Annotated in this window: 9 protein-coding genes; 5 read left to right on the top strand and 4 right to left on the bottom strand. The window is 73.8% G+C overall.

Annotated elements, in window-relative coordinates:
- Positions 1 to 113: 113 nt before the first annotated feature.
- Positions 114 to 848 carry an ABC transporter ATP-binding protein gene (locus ACIRF9_RS05920; RefSeq protein ID WP_403816945.1) on the bottom strand — a complete coding sequence of 245 codons (735 nt, stop codon included), beginning with the start codon at positions 846 to 848 and terminating at the stop codon, positions 114 to 116.
- A 137-nt stretch (positions 849 to 985) separates the two neighbouring features.
- Between ACIRF9_RS05920 and ACIRF9_RS05925 the strand changes: the two genes are divergently transcribed.
- From ACIRF9_RS05925 to ACIRF9_RS05935, 3 genes are read left to right on the top strand one after another with little or no spacing between them, the layout of a single operon-like run.
- Positions 986 to 4,318 (top strand): FtsX-like permease family protein, encoded by a 3,333-nt coding sequence (locus ACIRF9_RS05925; RefSeq protein ID WP_403816947.1) that lies wholly within the window; start codon positions 986 to 988, stop codon positions 4,316 to 4,318.
- Between the two features lies 1 nt (position 4,319).
- Positions 4,320 to 7,058 carry an ABC transporter permease gene (locus ACIRF9_RS05930; protein ID WP_403816950.1) on the top strand — a complete coding sequence of 913 codons (2,739 nt, stop codon included), beginning with the start codon at positions 4,320 to 4,322 and terminating at the stop codon, positions 7,056 to 7,058.
- Complete coding sequence (locus tag ACIRF9_RS05935; RefSeq protein ID WP_403816952.1) at positions 7,055 to 8,014, top strand: ABC transporter ATP-binding protein; 960 nt, start codon at positions 7,055 to 7,057, stop codon at positions 8,012 to 8,014. Before ACIRF9_RS05930 ends, ACIRF9_RS05935 begins: the two co-directional genes overlap by 4 nt.
- 97 nt (positions 8,015 to 8,111) lie before the next feature.
- Here the strand turns inward: ACIRF9_RS05935 and ACIRF9_RS05940 are convergent, their stop codons facing one another.
- From ACIRF9_RS05940 to ACIRF9_RS05950, 3 genes are all read right to left on the bottom strand, one after another.
- On the bottom strand, positions 8,112 to 9,572 hold the full coding sequence (locus tag ACIRF9_RS05940; RefSeq protein WP_403816955.1) for a glutamate synthase subunit beta: 1,461 nt from the start codon (positions 9,570 to 9,572) through the stop codon (positions 8,112 to 8,114).
- On the bottom strand, positions 9,565 to 14,160 hold the full coding sequence (gene gltB / locus ACIRF9_RS05945; protein ID WP_403816958.1) for a glutamate synthase large subunit: 4,596 nt from the start codon (positions 14,158 to 14,160) through the stop codon (positions 9,565 to 9,567). The genes ACIRF9_RS05940 and gltB overlap by 8 nt, the downstream gene beginning before the upstream one ends.
- Positions 14,161 to 14,544: 384 nt before the next feature.
- Positions 14,545 to 15,276 (bottom strand): VIT1/CCC1 transporter family protein, encoded by a 732-nt coding sequence (locus ACIRF9_RS05950; RefSeq protein WP_403816961.1) that lies wholly within the window; start codon positions 15,274 to 15,276, stop codon positions 14,545 to 14,547.
- Positions 15,277 to 15,546: 270 nt separating this feature from the next.
- Here ACIRF9_RS05950 and ACIRF9_RS05955 point away from each other — a divergent pair, with 270 nt between their 5' ends.
- Complete coding sequence (locus ACIRF9_RS05955) at positions 15,547 to 16,593, top strand: ADP-ribosylglycohydrolase family protein (RefSeq protein WP_403816964.1); 1,047 nt, start codon at positions 15,547 to 15,549, stop codon at positions 16,591 to 16,593.
- Positions 16,590 to 17,978, top strand: coding sequence for an ADP-ribosylglycohydrolase family protein (locus tag ACIRF9_RS05960; RefSeq protein WP_403816967.1), 1,389 nt, complete (start codon positions 16,590 to 16,592; stop codon positions 17,976 to 17,978). Before ACIRF9_RS05955 ends, ACIRF9_RS05960 begins: the two co-directional genes overlap by 4 nt.

A 17,978-nucleotide genomic window follows, 5' to 3' on the forward strand; every position in this document is an offset into this window, starting at 1 on the left:
CGACCGGGCCGCCCGCCTGATCAGCGACGCCGCCCGCTCAACCGCGCCCCGGCGGCGGGCGGCGCCCGGCCCGCCGGTGGACAGGCGCCCGAGCGGCGAGTGGTGCCGCCCCGTCACCCGCCCTCGACGACCTCCCCGTCGCCGAGTTCCAGTACCCGGTCGGCCAGGCCGAGGAGTTGGGGGTCGTGGGTGGCGACGAGGGCCGTAACGCCCTCGCTGCGGACGACGGCCCTCAGTAGTTCCATCACGGCCAGACCGGTGGCGGCGTCCAGCTGGCCGGTCGGCTCGTCGGCGAGCAGCAGGGCCGGGCGGTTGGCGAGGGCCCGGGCGATGGCGACGCGCTGCTGCTGTCCGCCGGAGAGCTCGGCCGGACGCTGCGTCGCGTGGTCGGCGAGGCCCACCAGGGCCAGCAGCAGGGCGACCCGCTCCTCGCGTTCGCGCGGCTCGGCCCGGCGCAGCCGCAGCGGCACGCCCACGTTCTCGGCGGCGGTGAGGATGGGAATGAGCCCGAAGGACTGGAAGACGAACCCGATCCGGTCGCGGCGCAGTTCCAGCAGCTCGCCCTCGCTCAGCGCCGACAGCTCGGTGCCGTCGAGGACGACACGGCCGCTCTGCGGGGAGTCGAGGCCGCCGATGAGATGGAGCAGCGTCGTCTTGCCGGAGCCCGAACGGCCCTTGAGTGCGACCAGTTCACCGCGCCCCACGGTGAAGGAGGCCCCGCGCAGCGCGTGCACGACCGCGGCGCCCGTGCCGTAGGAGTGGTGCAGATCCTCCACGCGCAGCATGGGTTCGCCGGACGCGTCGTCGGCGAGGGCGGCACCGGACCGCGCACTGGTGTTCTCCGTCATCACCGCATCCCATACGCAACCGGCCGGACGGTCAAGAGCCGAACGATCCGCACTCGAACGCTTGTGCCTGACAGGTAACTCCGTGATATGCATGCCGGGTTGGGGGAACAGTGGCTCGGCAATCGGGTGGGGGAAGAGTGACGGGCTTCTTGCTGCTGCGCGTGCGCGCGCATCGGCTGCTGCTCGCGGCCGCCCTGCTCAACGTCCTGCTGACCACCTCGGTGCTCGCCACCCTCACCGCCTTCTCCGGCTCCGTCGGGGACGCGGCGCTGCGCGGCACCCTGGGCGGCCGGGCCGCGGCCTCCGCCGCCCTCGTCGTCGAGGCGGACGTACCCGAGGAGCGGCGGGACGCGGCACAGCGGGCCGTGGTGCGCGCGGCGCGTGAGGCGTTCGGCGGGCTGCCGGTGACCGTGCGGAAGCTGGAGCGGTCCGGGCCGTACGCGCTGCCCCGGTCCCTCCAGGACGCCGAAGCCCGGGCCGGGCAGCCGGACCTCACGCATTTCGCCGCCCTCGACCGGTCCCGGCTCCGGCTGGTCTCGGGGACGCTGCCCGGCCCGGCCACGGACGCGGACACTCCGGTGCCCGTGGCCCTGCCCGAGGCGGCCGCCGACCGGCTGGGGCTGCGGCCCGGAGCGCGCATCGCGCTCACCGACCGGCTGAGCGGCGAGCCCCTCCAGGTCCGGGTGACGGGCGTGTACCGGGCGGCGGACCGCTCCGATCCGTACTGGCAGGCGGACGCCCTCGGCGGCCTGGGCGTGCGCACCGTCGTCTTCACCACGTACGGGCCGCTGCTGGCCGACGCGTCGGTGCTCGCCTCCGGCCGCACCTCCGACGACGACACCGGCTGGGTGGCAACGGCCGACTACCGGACCCTCACCACCGACGGCATCGGCGCGCTCCGCGCGGCGGCCGTGCGCGCGGCCGGGGCCCTGCGCGAGGACCCGGCGCTCGGTGGCGACGCGACGGTGAACACCGCGCTGCCCGAGGTGCTCGACCGGACCGGGCGGGCCCTGCTGGTGTCCCGGTCCACGCTGATGATCGTCTCCGTGCAGCTGGTGCTGCTCGCCGGGTACGCGCTGCTGCTGGTGGCCCGGCTGCTGGACGCCGAGCGGGCGGGCGAGACCGAACTGCTGCGGGCCAGGGGAGGATCGCGCGGCCGGATCGCGGGACTCGCCGCGCTGGAGGCGCTGCTGCTGGCGGTACCGGCCGCGGTGTGTGCGGCGCTGCTGTCCGGCCCGCTGGCCCGGCTGCTCGCCCGGTGGTCCTCGCTCGACCGGATCGGGCTGCGGCTCGACGCCGCCCCGGCGGGCCGGGTCTGGCTGGTGGCCGGCGCGGTGGCGGTGGCGTGCGCGGTGGCGGTCGTCGCGCCCGCGCTGGCGGCGACGGCGGGTGCGCCCGTACGGCTGCGGCGCGTCCGGGCCGCCACGACGGCCGCACCCGTGCGCGCCGGAGCCGATGTCGGGCTGCTGCTGATCGCGGGGGCCGCGTACTGGCAGCTCGACCGGCAGACCGACACGGCCGGCGGCGGCGCGCTCAGCCGGGACCGGGCCGGGGAGCTGGGCATCGACCCGCTGCTGGTCGCGGCGCCCGCGCTGGCGCTGCTGGCGGGCACGGTGCTGACGCTGCGTCTGCTGCCGTTCGCGGCGCGGCTCGCCGAGCGACGCTCCGCGAGCGGGCGCGGACTGCCGGCGGCGCTGGCGGGCTGGCAGTTCAGCCGGCGCCCGCTGCGCGGGGCGGGTCCGGTGCTGCTGCTGGTCGTCGCCGTGTCGACCGGGATGCTGGCGATCGGACACGGCGCGTCCTGGGACCGTTCGCAGGACGACCAGGCCGACTTCGCGACGGGAGCCGCCGTACGGGTCCTCGACAACAGGCCGGGCAGCCCCGGGCAGACCGGTCTCTACGCGGCACTGCCCGGAGCCCGCGACGCCGCTCCCGCGCACCGCACCACCCTGGACCTCTCCGGCGGCCGTGAGGCGACGGTCCTCGCCCTGGACACCGCCCACGCGCGGGACGGGATGCTGCTGCGCGGAGACCTCGCCGAGGAGCCCGCGCGGAAGCTGCTGCGGGCGCTGGCCCCGCCCGAGCAGGACACCGACCGCGCGATACGGCTGCCCGACGGCACCCGCCGGCTCACCCTCGACGTGCGCGTCACCGACGTACAGGCGGGGTCGGGACGCTCCCCCTCCGGCCGCGCGCCGCGGCTCACGGTGGTCGTCGAGGACCGGTACGGCATCGCGTACCGGCTGGGTGCCGGGAAGCTCCCGGTGGACGCCCGGGCCCACCGGATCACGCTCGACCTGGACGTGACGGCGACGGGCCGCCGCGCCGCCCCGGCCGGACCGCTCCGGCTGACCGGACTGCAGCTCGACGACACCTCGCCCGTCGGCCGCCCCGAAGGACACCGGTTCACGCTCGAACGCCTGCTCGCCACCGGCCGCGACGGCACCCCGCGAACCGTCCCGGCGCCCGCCGGGCTGCGCTGGAAGGGCGACTGGACCGTGACGGAGAACGGCGACCCCGTCGCGGAGACGGACGCGGAACCGGCCGTGTCGGGCACCGCGCCGCTGACCGTGTCGTACGGCACCGGGGTCGCCCCCGAGGAGCGTGCCTTCTCCATCCCGGCCTTCACCGTCCGCGTCGACACCACCGGGGCCGAGGCGGCGGCGAGCGTCCCCGCCGTGGCCACCCGGGACTTTCTGCGCGCGGCGGGCGCGGGCGTCGGCGACGACATCGACGTACCGCTGTCCGGGGAACGGCTGCGGGTGCGGATCGTACGGTCGGTCGAGGAGCTGCCGACGACCGCCACGGACCTGGACGGACAGCCCGTCGACGGCGGCGCCCTGCTGCTCGACCTGCGTGCCGTCGACGCCGTGCTGGCCCAGCGGGCGAGCGCGCCGCTCACGCCCACCGAGTGGTGGGTGAGCGCCGCCCCCGGCCGGGCCGCCGCGGTCGCCGCCGCGCTGCGCACGCACCCCGACCTCGCACCGGAGCAGGTGCTGGTGCGGGACGAGACCGCGGCCGAACTGCTGCGGGATCCGCTCGGTGCCGGCCCGCGCTCGGCACTGTCGGCGGTGGCGGTGGTCGCCGCGGCCCTCGCCGCCGGGGGCTTCGCGGTGAGCGCCGCCGGTGCGCGGCGGGAGCGGTCCGCGGAGTTCGCGGTGCTGCGCGCCCTCGGCGCGCCGCGCCGGGACCTCGCCCGGCTGGTGGCCACGGAGCAGGGCCTGCTCATCGGCGTCGGGCTGCTCGCCGGGCTCGGTCTCGGGACGGTCCTGACCCGGGCCGTCGTCCCGCTGATCGTGCTGACCTCCGACGCCGCACGGCCGGTCCCGTCCGTCCTCGTCGACCTCCCGGTGTCCCGGGTGGCCCTGCTCCTCGCCGGGACGGCCGCCCCGCTCCTGCTGATCACGGCCGCGTCGGCGCTGCGCCGCGCCGAGCCGGCGGTCACGCTCCGCCACCAGGGGGAGGACTGAGATGCCCCCGCACGATCACGGCGCACCCTGGGTGCGCACCCGGCTGCGGACCGCGCCCGTGACCGCCGTCGCCTTCGGTGCGCTGGTGCTGGTCACGGCGTTCCTGGCGGCGCTGCTGCCCCGGGCCGTCGAGGCGTACGAGACGGACGGGCTGCGGGGGGCTCTCGCCGCCGCGTCCCCCGAGTCCACCGTGCTGGAGCTGAAGGCACCGCAGCCGGGGCTCGAACTGCCGCAGGAGACCCGCGAGGACGCGGTGCGGCCGGACGCGCTCGCGGCGGTCGACGTCAAGGCGTCGGCGCTGCTGCCCGAGCCGCTGCGGGCGGACCCCGCCGAGTCGGCGTACGGGGTGCGGACCGCGACGAGCCTGGAGGCGCAGGACGCGTCGCTGCCCCGGCCCGACGGGCTGCCGCCCCGGTTCACCCTGCTGGCGCAGTCGGGAGTCGCCGAGCACGCCACCGTACGGGAGGGCAGGCTGCCCACCGCCGGCGCGCCGGTGACGGCGGACACCCGGGTGCTGGAAGGCGCCGTGACCACCGAGACCGCCCGGACGCTGCGGCTGCGGGCGGGCTCCACGCTCACCCTGGCCGGCTTCCCGGACGGACCGCTGACCGTGAGGATCACCGGGATCCTCGAACCCCGGCATCCGGAGCGGAGCTGGTGGTCCGTGGAGCGGGTGCTGCGCAGCCCCGCCCTGGCCTATGTCAACAGCCCTCCCCCACCGCAGTTCTACTGGGAGGCGGGCGTCCTGCTGGCGCCCGAGGCCGCCCCGGCGCTGCTCGGCGGCCAGGGCGAGCCGGAGAAGTACTGGCGGATCGCGCCCGCGACCGACGGGCTCGGCGCGCGGGACGCCGCCGCGCTCGTCGACGCCGTCGCGTCCCTCGAGGGCGGGCCCGCGCTGCTGCGGATGCGCGAGGCCGCCGGTCCGACGGCGCGGCTGTCCACCGGCCTGGAGCAGGTCGTCGGCTCCTACACGGCGACCCGTGACGCGATCACGCCCGTGGTCGCCGTGGCGGCCTTCGGGATCGGCGCGATCGCCGTCGTCGTCCTGGTCATGAGCGGGGGTCTGGCCGCCGCCCGCCGCGACACCGAACTCGCCCTGCTGCGGGCCCGGGGCGGCTCCCTGCGCGGCATCGCCGGGCGGCTGCTGGCCGAGACCGCAGTGGTGGCGGCGCCCGCGGCGGCCGGCGGTCTGCTGCTCGCCGTGCTCGCCGTGGACGGGGCCCGGCTCCGGCCGGCCGTGCTCGGCGCGGCCGCCGTGGCGCTGCTCGCCTGTGCCGCGCTGCCGGTGCGCGCGGTCGTCGCCCATCGCAGTCCGCGGGCGCACCGGGAACGCGACGACCTCGCCCACGCCCGGCCCGGCGGGCGCCGCACGGTCGCCGAGCTGACCCTGCTGGTGCTGGCCGTCGGCTCGGTGCTGGCGCTGCGCCGCCGCGGCACGGGCGGGTCGGGTGATGTGCTGGTGAGCGCCGCCCCGGTGCTGGTCGGGCTGGTCGCGGCGCTGGTCCTCGTACGGCTGTACCCGCTGCCCCTGCGGTGGGCCGCCGGCCCGGCCGGGCGGCTGCGCGGGCTGGTCGGTTTCCTGTCGCTGGCCCGCGCGGGCCGCTCGCCCGCGGCGGTCGCCGCGCTGCCGCTGCTCGCCCTGCTGACGGCCCTGACGACGGCCGCGTTCGGCGGTTCGGTGCTGGCGGGTGTGGCGGACGCCAGGGACCGGGCCGCGCTGCTGGAGACGGGCGCGGACGCGCGGATCTCCACGACCGACGGCACTCCGCTCCCGGCGGGGCTGGCGCGGGCGGTACGGGGTGTGGCGGGCGTCCGGGAGGTCACGGCCGTGGGGATCGCACGCGCCTCGGAGGGCGAGGCCGGCGAGAAGCACCCGCTGACCGTGGTCGGGGTCGAGCCGGACACGTACGGCGGGCTGGCCCGGCAGGTGGGGCTCGGGGGTTTCACGGCCGACCGGCTGAAGCACGGGGGCGGGGTGCTGGATGCCGTCGCCTCCCCCGGGGTCGCCGAGCGGCTCGGGCGGGCGCCGCGCCGGATCGTGACGCCGGGCGGGGCCGTCACGGTGCGGATCACGGCCGTGCGCCCCCGCACTCCCGCCGTGCCCGACGCCGAGTTCCTGCTGGTCGACGCGGCGGGCCTGAAGGGCTCCGGTGGTCCCACGACCCTGCTGGCGGCCGGTGCCGGACTGGACGCGAAGGCGCTGCGGACGGCCGTGCGGGGCGCCGGGGCGAACCTGTCCGTGACCCTGCGCGGCGAGGTACGGGCGACGCTGTCCGACTCGCCGGTGCAGTCGGGCGCCGGACGGATCTACGTCTGGGCCGTCGTCGCGGGCGCGGGGTACGCCGTCGTCGCCCTGGTCCTCGCGCTGCTGCGGTCCGCGCCGGAGCGGGCCGCGCTGCTGGCCCGGCTGCGCACCCTGGGCCTGACGGCCCGCCAGGGCCGGCGGCTGCTCGGGCTGGAGGCGCTGCCCCAGGCGCTGCTCGCGGCGGTCGGGGGCATGGCCACCGGCTGGGCCACGGTCCTGTTGCTCGCCCCCGGTGTCGACCTGGACCGGCTCGCCCTGGCCGGCGCACCCGGCGGCAGGGTGCCGGAGGGCGCCGCGCTGCGGGCCGACGTGTGGTCGCTGGCCCTGCCCGCGGTGGGCGCGGTGCTGCTGGCGGGCGCGGTGGCCGTCGCGCAGGCCTGGTGGGCGGGACGCCGGACACCGATCACCCACCTCAGGGCAGGAGACATGCGATGAGCGGTACGACGGAGTCGCTCGCGGAGCTGGAGCGGCGGGCGGCGGCACAGCGCGACCGGCCCGCCTACGGGCACGACGCCCTGATCGCCTGCGACCGGCTGGTGCGGATCTTCGCCAAGCGCGGCGGCGGGGACGCCGTGGAGGTGCAGGCGCTCCAGGGACTCGATCTGCTGGTCCGCGAGGGCGAGTTGATGGCGCTGGTCGGGGCGTCCGGCAGCGGCAAGTCGACGCTGATGAACATCCTCGCGGGGCTGGACGTCCCGACGGCCGGTGCCGCGAAGGTCGCGGGCCGCGATCTGCTGGCGATGGACGCGAAGGCGCGGTTGCGGTACCGGCGTGAGGTGGTCGGCTTCGTCTGGCAGCAGACGGCACGCAATCTGCTGCCGTATCTGACGGCCGCGCAGAACGTGGCGTTGCCCCTGCAACTGGCGGGCGGCCCGCGCAGGAGGCGGGCCGGGCGGGCGGAGGAGTTGCTGGCCCTGCTCGGGGTGGCCGACTGCCGTGACCGGCGTCCGCCGCAGCTGTCCGGCGGTCAGCAGCAGCGGGTCGCGATCGCCGTCGCCCTCGCCAACTCCCCCGCCGTCCTGCTCGCCGACGAGCCGACCGGCGAACTGGACTCGGCCACGGGTGCGGAGGTGTTCGCGGCGTTCCGGCGGGTCAACGAGGAGCTGGGCACGACGATCGTCGTCGTCACCCACGACCAGGCGGTGGCCGGTGAGGTCCGCCGCACGGTCGCGATCCGTGACGGCCGCACCTCGACGGAGGTGCTGCGCCGCACGGAGGTCGACGAGGCGGGCCAGGAGTCCCTGGTGGCCCGGGAGTACGCGATGCTCGACCGCGCGGGCCGGCTTCAGCTGCCGGCCGAGTACACGACGGCGCTGGACATGGAGGACCGGGTGCTGCTGGAGCTGGAGGAGGACCACATCCAGGTGTGGCCGGACGAGATCGGACGATGACGTGCGACAGCGCCTGCCCAGTCGTCCGGTCGGGGACTGTGGGGCAGACGCTGCCAGTGTTCCGTACGCCGTTGTACGGGACGTTCTATGAGGTGCCTCAGACCATCAGCGAGCGGTCCGTCGGCCGGATCGGCGCCGGCAGGTCGCTCGCGCCGGTCAGGAACCGGTCGCAGCCGCGGGCGGCCGAGCGGCCCTCGGCGATCGCCCACACGATGAGCGACTGGCCGCGGCCCGCGTCACCGGCGACGAAGACGCCCGGCACGTTGGTCTGGAAGTCGGCGTCGCGGGCGACGTTGCCGCGCTCGTCGAGCTCAAGACCGAACTGCTCCACAAGACCGTTCTCGCGGTCGGTGCCGGTGAAGCCCATGGCGAGGGTGACCAGCTGGGCGGGGATCTTGCGCTCCGTGCCCGGCTTCTGGGTCAGCTTGCCGTCGACGAACTCGACCTCGACGAGGTGCAGCCACTGGACGTTGCCGTCCTCGTCGCCCTCGAAGTGGGTGGTGGAGACGGAGTAGACCCGCTCGCCGCCCTCCTCGTGCGCGGAGGTGACCTTGTAGAGCATCGGGAAGGTCGGCCACGGCTGGTGCGGCGCCCGGTCCTCGCCCGGCCGGGGCATGATCTCCAGCTGGGTGACGGAGGCCGCGCCCTGGCGGTGGGCGGTGCCCACGCAGTCGGCGCCGGTGTCGCCACCGCCGATGACCACGACGTGCTTGCCCTCGGCCGAGATCGGGGAGGTGACGTAGTCGCCCTCCTGGACCTTGTTGGCCAGCGGCAGGTACTCCATCGCCTGGTGGACGCCCTTGAGCTCACGGCCGGGGACCGGGAGGTCACGGGCGGTCGTGGCGCCGGCGGCGATGACGACCGCGTCGTACCGCTTCTTGAGGTCGGTCGCCTTGAGGTCGACGCCGATCTCGATGCCGGTGCGGAAGCGGGTGCCCTCCGCGCGCATCTGCTCGATACGGCGGTTGATGTGCCGCTTCTCCATCTTGAACTCGGGGATGCCGTACCGGAGGAGGCCTCCGACGCGGTCCGCGCGCTCGTAGACGGCGACGGTGTGGCCCGCCCGCGTCAGCTGCTGGGCGGCGGCCAGGCCCGCGGGGCCCGAGCCGATGACGGCGACGGTCTTGCCCGACAGGCGCTCCGGGGCCTGCGGGGCGACGGTGCCCGCGTCCCACGCCTTGTCGATGATCGAGACCTCGACGTTCTTGATGGTCACGGCCGGCTGGTTGATGCCGAGCACGCACGCCGACTCGCACGGGGCCGGGCAGAGCCGGCCCGTGAACTCCGGGAAGTTGTTCGTGGCGTGCAGGCGCTCCGACGCGGCCGACCAGTCCTCGCGGTAGGCGTAGTCGTTCCACTCGGGGATCAGGTTCCCCAGCGGACAGCCGTTGTGACAGAAGGGGATGCCGCAGTCCATGCACCGGCTGGCCTGCTTGCTGATGATCGGCAGCAGGGAGCCGGGGACGTAGACCTCGTTCCAGTCCTTCAGCCGCACGTCGACGGGACGGGACTTGGCGACCTCACGGCCGTGGTTCAGGAAGCCCTTCGGGTCAGCCATTGATCGCCGCCTCCATCATCTTCTCGGTGATCTCGGACTCGGAGAGTCCCGCCTGCTCGGCAGCGTCCTTGGCGGCGAGCACTGCCTTGTACGTGCTGGGGATGATCTTGCTGAAGCGGTCCACCGACGCGTCCCAGTCGGCGAGCAGCTTCTCGGCGACCGTGGAACCGGTCTCCTCGGCATGGCGGCGCACCACGTCGTGCAGCCACTGCTTGTCGGTGTCGTCGAGCGCCTCCACGGCGTCCAGGTTGCCGACGTTGACGTTGTCGCGGTCGAGGTCGATCACGTAGGCGACACCGCCGGACATGCCGGCCGCGAAGTTGCGGCCCGTCTCACCGAGGACCACCGCGTGACCGCCGGTCATGTACTCGCAGCCGTGGTCGCCCACGCCCTCGGAGACGACCAGCGCGCCGGAGTTGCGGACGCAGAACCGCTCACCGGTACGGCCGCGCAGGAACAGCTCACCGCCGGTCGCGCCGTACGCGATGGTGTTGCCCGCGATCGTGGAGTACTCGGCGAGGTGGTCGGCGCCCCGGTCGGGACGGACGATCACCCGGCCGCCGGAGAGGCCCTTGCCGACGTAGTCGTTGGCGTCGCCCTCCAGGCGCAGCGTGACACCGCGCGGCAGGAAGGCGCCGAAGGACTGGCCCGCGGAACCGGTGAAGGTGATGTCGACGGTGTCCTCGGGCAGGCCCGCGCCACCGAACTTCTTCGTCACCTCGTGGCCGAGCATGGTGCCGACCGTGCGGTTGATGTTGCGGATCGAGACCTGGGCGCGCACCGGCTGGGCGTCGGTCGCGGAGTCCGCGGCAAGGGCGTCGGCGGCGAGCTTGATGAGCTCGTTGTCGAGCGCCTTCTCCAGACCGTGGTCCTGCGCGATGACCTGGTGCAGGGCCGCGCCCTCGGGCAGCTCGGGCACGTAGAACAGCGGGGCGAGGTCCAGGCCCTGCGCCTTCCAGTGGTCGACGGCGCGCTCGACGTCGAGGACCTCGGCGTGGCCGACGGCCTCCTCGATCGAGCGGAAGCCCAGTTCGGCCAGCAGTTCGCGGACCTCCTGCGCGATGAACTGGAAGAAGTTCACCACGTACTCGGCCTTGCCGGAGAACCGGTCGCGCAGGACCGGGTTCTGGGTGGCGATGCCGACCGGGCAGGTGTCCAGGTGGCAGACGCGCATCATGACGCAGCCGGAGACGACGAGCGGCGCGGTCGCGAAACCGAACTCCTCGGCGCCGAGCAGCGCGGCGATGATCACGTCACGGCCGGTCTTCAGCTGGCCGTCCGTCTGGACCACGATCCGGTCGCGCAGACCGTTGAGCAGCAGGGTCTGCTGGGTCTCGGCGAGACCGAGCTCCCAGGGGCCGCCCGCGTGCTTCAGCGAGGTCAGCGGCGAGGCACCCGTGCCGCCGTCGTGGCCGGAGATCAGGACGACGTCCGCGTGTGCCTTCGACACACCCGCCGCGACCGTGCCCACGCCGACCTCGGAGACCAGCTTGACGTGAATCCGCGCCTGCGGGTTCGCGTTCTTCAGGTCGTGGATCAGCTGGGCCAGGTCCTCGATGGAGTAGATGTCGTGGTGCGGCGGCGGGGAGATCAGGCCGACACCCGGGGTGGAGTGCCGGGTCTTGGCGACCCACGGGTAGACCTTGTGGCCGGGCAGCTGGCCGCCCTCGCCGGGCTTGGCGCCCTGGGCCATCTTGATCTGGATGTCGTCCGCGTTGACCAGGTACTCGCTCGTCACGCCGAAGCGGCCGGAGGCGACCTGCTTGATCGCGGAGCGGCGCGCCGGGTCGTACAGGCGCTCCGGGTCCTCGCCGCCCTCACCGGTGTTGGACTTGCCGCCCAGCTGGTTCATGGCGATGGCGAGGGTTTCGTGCGCCTCCTTGGAGATGGAGCCGTACGACATGGCGCCGGTGGAGAAGCGCTTGACGATCTCGGAGACCGGCTCGACCTCGTCGACGGAGATCGACGGGCGGTCCGACTTGAAGCCGAAGAGCCCGCGGAGGGTCATCAGCCGCTCGGACTGCTCGTTCACCCGGTCCGTGTACTTCTTGAAGATGTCGAAGCGGTTGGCACGCGTCGAGTGCTGGAGGCGGAAGACCGTCTCCGGGTCGAACAGGTGCGGCTCGCCCTCGCGGCGCCACTGGTACTCGCCGCCGATCTCCAGCGCGCGGTGGGCCGGCGCGATGCCGGACGCCGGGTACGCCTTGGCGTGGCGGGCGGCGACCTCCTTGGCGACGACGTCGATGCCGACACCGCCGATCTTGGTGGCCGTGCCGTTGAAGTACTTCTCGACGAACGCGTCGTCGAGACCGACGGCCTCGAAGACCTGGGCGCCGCGGTAGGAGGCGACGGTCGAGATGCCCATCTTGGACATGACCTTCAGGACGCCCTTGCCGAGCGCGTAGATCAGGTTGCGGATGGCCTTCTCGGGCTCGATGTCCGACAGGAACGTGCCGGCGCGGACCAGGTCCTCGACGGACTCCATCGCCAGGTACGGGTTGACGGCGGCGGCGCCGAAGCCGATCAGCAGGGCGACGTGGTGGACCTCGCGCACGTCCCCGGCCTCGACCAGCAGGCCCACCTCGGTGCGCTGCTTGGTGCGGATGAGGTGGTGGTGGACGGCCGCGGTGAGCAGCAGCGACGGGATCGGCGCGTGCTCGGCGTCCGAGTGACGGTCCGACAGGACGATCAGCCGGGCGCCGTTGTCGATGGCGGCGTCGGCCTCGGCGCAGATCTCCTCGATGCGCGCGGCGAGGGCGTCACCGCCGCCGTGCACCCGGTACAGACCGGAGAGGGTCGCGGCCTTGAAGCCGGGCATGTCGCCGTCGGCGTTGATGTGGATGAGCTTGGCCAGCTCGTCGTTGTCGATCACCGGGAAGGGCAGGGTGACCGTGCGACAGGAGGCGGCCGTGGGCTCCAGCAGGTTGCCCTCGGGGCCCAGCGACGAGCGCAGGGAGGTGACCAGCTCCTCGCGGATCGCGTCCAGCGGCGGGTTGGTGACCTGCGCGAACAGCTGGGTGAAGTAGTCGAAGAGCAGACGCGGGCGCGAGGACAGCGCGGCGATCGGCGAGTCGGTGCCCATCGAGCCGATCGGCTCGGCGCCGGCCTTGGCCATCGGCGCGAGGATGACGCGCAGCTCCTCCTCGGTGTAGCCGAAGGTCTGCTGGCGGCGGGTGACCGAGGCGTGGGTGTGCACGATGTGCTCGCGCTCGGGCAGGTCGCCCAGCTCGATCTCGCCGGCCTCCAGCCACTCGGCGTACGGGGCCGCGGCGGCGAGCTGCGCCTTGATCTCGTCGTCCTCGATGATGCGGTGCTCGGCGGTGTCGACGAGGAACATCTTGCCGGGCTGCAGGCGGCCCTTGCGGACGACCTTGGCGGGGTCGATGTCGAGGACGCCGACCTCGGAGCCGAGGACGACGAGGCCGTCGTCGGTGACCCAGTAGCGGCCGGGGCGCAGACCGTTGCGGTCGAGGACCGCGCCGACCTGGGTGCCGTCGGTGAAGGTGACACAGGCCGGACCGTCCCAGGGCTCCATCATCGTGGAGTGGAACTGGTAGAAGGCACGCCGGGCCGGCTCCATGGAGTCGTGGTTCTCCCACGCCTCCGGGATCATCATCAGCACGGAGTGCGGCAGGGAGCGGCCACCGAGGTGGAGCAGCTCCAGGACCTCGTCGAAGGACGCCGAGTCGGAGGCGTCCGGCGTGGCGATCGGGAAGATCCGCTCCAGCTTCTCCTGGGGACCGAACAGGTCGGAGACCAGCTGGGACTCGCGGGCGCGCATCCAGTTGCGGTTGCCCTTGACGGTGTTGATCTCACCGTTGTGCGCGACGAAGCGGTACGGGTGCGCGAGCGGCCACGACGGGAAGGTGTTCGTGGAGAAGCGCGAGTGGACGAGCGACACGGCCGAGGCGAAGCGGCGGTCGGACAGGTCCGGGAAGAAGGGCTCGAGCTGGCCGGTGGTCAGCATGCCCTTGTAGACGATCGTGCGGGCGGAGAGCGACGGGAAGTACACGCCGGCCTCGCGCTCGGCGCGCTTGCGCAGCACGAACGCCTTGCGGTCGAGGGCGATGCCCTGGCTGGAACCGTCCGCCACGAAGACCTGGCGGAAGGCGGGCATCGTGGAGCGGGCGGTGGCGCCGAGCAGCTCGGGGGCGACGGGAACCTCGCGCCAGCCGAGGACGGTGAGGCCCTCGTCGGCGGCGATCGTCTCGATCTGCGAGACGGCGTCCTGGATGCCGTCCTCGGGGAGGAAGGCGATACCGACGGCGTAGGAGCCGGCCTCGGGCAGCTCGAATCCGGCCACCTCGCGGAAGAACGCGTCGGGGACCTGGGTGAGGATGCCCGCGCCGTCGCCGGAGTCCGGCTCGGAGCCGGTGGCGCCGCGGTGCTCGAGGTTGCGCAGAACGGTCAGCGCCTGCTCGACCAGCGTGTGGCTCGCCTCACCGGTGAGGGTGGCCACGAAGCCGACGCCGCAGGCGTCGCGCTCGTTGCGGGGGTCGTACATACCCTGCGCAGCAGGGCGAGCATCCATGAAGGACCAGTTCTGGCCATTCGCGGAATGCTGGGACGGCTGGCGCGGCGTACGCATCGGCTCTCCCGTCGTCGTCTCAAGTGGCATATCTGGCGTGCCGAGGGACGACGTTGGCCCTCTGCGTGTGCGCAAAATTTCGTGCAGGTTACATGATGGAGCGGTTCTCGGGAACCGGATACTCCGTTCCAACATGCGGACGCCACGGGCAGGCGAAAGGGGTACCGCGCGCGTGGCTGAAAAGTATGGGGGGACCGAACGGGACGAGATCGATCAGATCGGTGTCCGCCGGTCCGGACGGCGGAGCAGGCGTCGTCGCCCACCCCGCGAGTGAACCGCAGGCGTCATTGCCCACAGCGCTTACGGCTCATGCCCACTGGTTAAGCACTCGAAACCAGTCAGTAACGGCTACTTATGCGGCCCAACGCATAAGTAGCAGTCCTACTATCCTACGGCCGTTCCGAACAAAGTACCCAGGGCGTACGTCACACCGGCCGCGGCCCCTCCGAGCGCGAGCTGCCGCAGCCCGCTGTACCACCAGGTCCGCGCGGTCACCCGGGCCACGACGGCCCCGCACGCGAACAGCCCGAACAGCGCCAGCAGCACGGCCGGCCACAGCGCGCTCGCCCCGAGCAGATACGGCAGTACGGGCAGCAGCGCGCCCAGCGCGAACGAACCGAAGCTCGACACCGCGGCGACCAGCGGCGAGGGCAGGTCGGTGGGGTCGATGCCCAGTTCCTCACGGGCGTGGATCTCCAGGGCCTGCTCGGGATCACGGGAGAGCTGCTTGGCGACCTGCCGGGCGAGCCCGGCGTCGACGCCCCGCGCCATGTACAGCGCGGCGAGCTCGGCCTCCTCGTCCTTCGGGTGCTTCCTGAGCTCCCGCCGCTCGACGTCCAGCTCAGCCTCGACGAGCTCGCGCTGCGAGGCGACGGAGGTGTACTCACCGGCGGCCATGGAGAAGGCACCGGCGGCCAGCCCCGCGAGGCCGGTCAGCACGATGGTCTGCTGACCCACGGATCCACCGGCGACACCGGTCATCAGAGCGAGGTTGGAGACGAGGCCGTCCATCGCACCGAAGACGGCGGGGCGCAGCCAGCCGCCGTTCACATCGCGGTGCGTGTGGTTGTCGCGGTGCGCCTCATGGAGCGGCGCCTCGACGTCGATGATGGCCATGGAGTCCCCCAGAGCAGGTAAGGCAAAGCAAACTTTGGACAGGATCTAATTTCCGACAACACCAAAGTACGCCCCTCCATTCCCCTCCGCCAGGAAGGAAAGGCTGGGCTAACCTGCAGTTTTGCCTTCGAGCGCTCATTCGATCGAGAGAGTGCACAAATGTCGACCGGGTGACATGAGGGGGTTTGAGGCTCGGGTCAACCGCCGATGGTGGGACACATCCGCAAACGGTTCCGCGCCGTCGCGGAGCCCCCGGAGGAGAGGCCGCCCATGGCAACGATCCGTGAAAGAGCCCGCGGCGCCCTGCTCGGCCTCGCCGTCGGAGACGCCCTGGGCGCACCGGCCGAGAACATGAAGCCGTCCGAGATCCGCGCCCGTTGGGGCCGCATCACGGGCTACGTCACCGACAAGCCGGCCGGCACGGACGACACCGAGTACACGATCTTCTCGGGCCTGCTGCTGGCCCGGCACGGCTCGGCCCTCACCCAGGCCCACGTCGAGGCGGCCTGGCACGAGTGGATCGCCGACCGCGACGAGGGTCCCTTCCGAGGCGCCGGCTTCAGCGAACGCGGCACGCTGGAGAACCTCCGCCGGGGCCTGGCCGCCCCCATCTCGGCCCAGCACCGCCACGCCTGGAGCGACGGACTGGCCATGCGGGCGGCCCCCTTCGGCGTCTTCGCGGCGGGCCGCCCCGCCGAGGCGGCCCGCCTGGTCGCCATCGACGGCTCGGTCAGCCACGACGGCGAGGGCATCTACGGCGGCCAGGCGGTCGCGGCGGGCGTGGCGGCGGCGATGGCGGGCGCGCCCCCGATCGCCGTGGTCGCCTCCGCCCTCGCCGTGGTCCCGGAGGACTCCTGGACGGCACGCTCCCTGCGCCGGGCGGTGGCCGTCGCCCACCGGGGCGAACGCGCGGTCCGCTCCGCCGTCGTCATCGGCGGCTACCCCTGGACCGACCTCGCCCCCGAGGCCGTGGCCCTCGCCTTCGGCGCCTACGCGGCGGCGGACGGCGACTTCCCGGAAGCCGTCCTCACCGCCGTGAACATGGGCCGCGACGCCGACACCACAGCGGCGGTGGCGGGCGCGCTGGCCGGCGCCACCCAGGGCGCCTCGGCCGTCCCGACGGCCTGGGCCGCGGCGATCGGGCCGGCCCGGGGCACCTGCCTGCCCTCCATGGCCGGCCACCACATCCTCGACGTGGCGGAACTCCTGGTCCCCGACGACTGCGGCAAGTGGGGCGAGGGCCTGGTCGTACCGGAATCAGTCGCGGACCTCCTGCACCGCGGTCACCACAACGACGAGACGGAGGTACCCGCATGAGACCGCCCGGCCCGTGGGACGAGGGAACACCAACCGGAACGGCCACAACGGAGCCGTACACCTCAGCACCCAATCCCGAGCACGACAAGAACCCCTCACCGGGACCACGCACCCCCGCACCCGACAACAGCGAAAACACCACACTGGAACCCCCCGCGCCCCACGACGAAACCCGCACCACCACCCCGCCTCCCCTCGCACCCGCACCCGCACCCGCACCCGCACCCGACGACGAACCCGGCACGGGTGGTGCGGGTGGGAGACGACGGGCCGAGGCCCGAGTCCACGGTCTCCTCCTCGGCCTCGCCGCAGGCGACGCCGCAGGCTGGCCCGCCGCGCGGCACCGCGCCGCCCGCATGCCCGAGTGGACCCGCCGCCTCACCCGCGAACTGGACACCTTCGCCGAGCAGAACGCCACCACCACCCTCCCCGTCCCCATCGCCCTCAACCAACCCCCCGAACCCCTGCGCCTCGGCCCCTCCGACGACGCCGAGTGGGCGGCGTTCGCGGCGGAGGCGGTCCTGCGGGCCGGCGACGACACCGCCCTCGGCGACCTCAGCCGAGAGCGCCGTATGCGCGCAGCCATCGACCTCACCTGGAACGCGATCGCCAGCGAGGTCGCCGCCGCAGCGGACCGCGCCCCCGAGATCGAGTCCGCCGTCCTGCCCCTGCGCGCCCGCATCTCCGTCCGGGCCGGCCTGGGCAACCTCGCCACAGGTCTACGGCCCCCCGCCACCGGCCACGACAACCCGCACTACTTCGACGACGCCGCCTGCGTACGCGCCTGCGTACTCGCCGTCGCCCACCCCGGCAACCCCCGACTCGCCGCCGAACTGGCCGAGTTCGACGCCCGCTACACCCAGGACGGCGACGGCGTGCACGGCGCCCGCGCGATGGCCGCGGCCCTCGCCCTGGCCCTGGCCGGCGCGACCCCCGAGGCCTGTGTGACCGCGGCCCTCGCCGAACTCCCCGAGCACACCGAGATCGGCCGCAACGCCCGCCACGCGCTCGAACTCGCCCAGGAAGCAGAGAGCGCCTTCGCTCTCATCCCCCTCCTGGAACACCAGATCGTCGACCACGTCTACAGCTACGGCATCGCGGCCGCGGAAACCGTCCCGGTGGCCCTGGCCCTGGTCAGGGCCTCGCACGGCCGTATCTCCGAAGCGGTGCCGGCGGCGGCCTGCCTGTCCCGCGTCGCGGACTCGGCCCCCGCGCTGGCCGGGGCACTGACCGGCGCCCTGGGCGGCGGAGCCGGCATCCCCGCCGCCTGGCGGGACACCTGCCGTGTCCTCTCCGGCTGTGTCCTCCCCCGCCTCACCGGCACCGACCTCGTGGAACTCGCCGAACTCCTGGAAGCCACACAACCGGCGCCACCAGGAGGATGA

The sequence above is a fragment of the Streptomyces sp. NPDC096132 genome, assembly GCF_044763345.1.
Classification (GTDB): Bacteria; Actinomycetota; Actinomycetes; order Streptomycetales; family Streptomycetaceae; genus Streptomyces.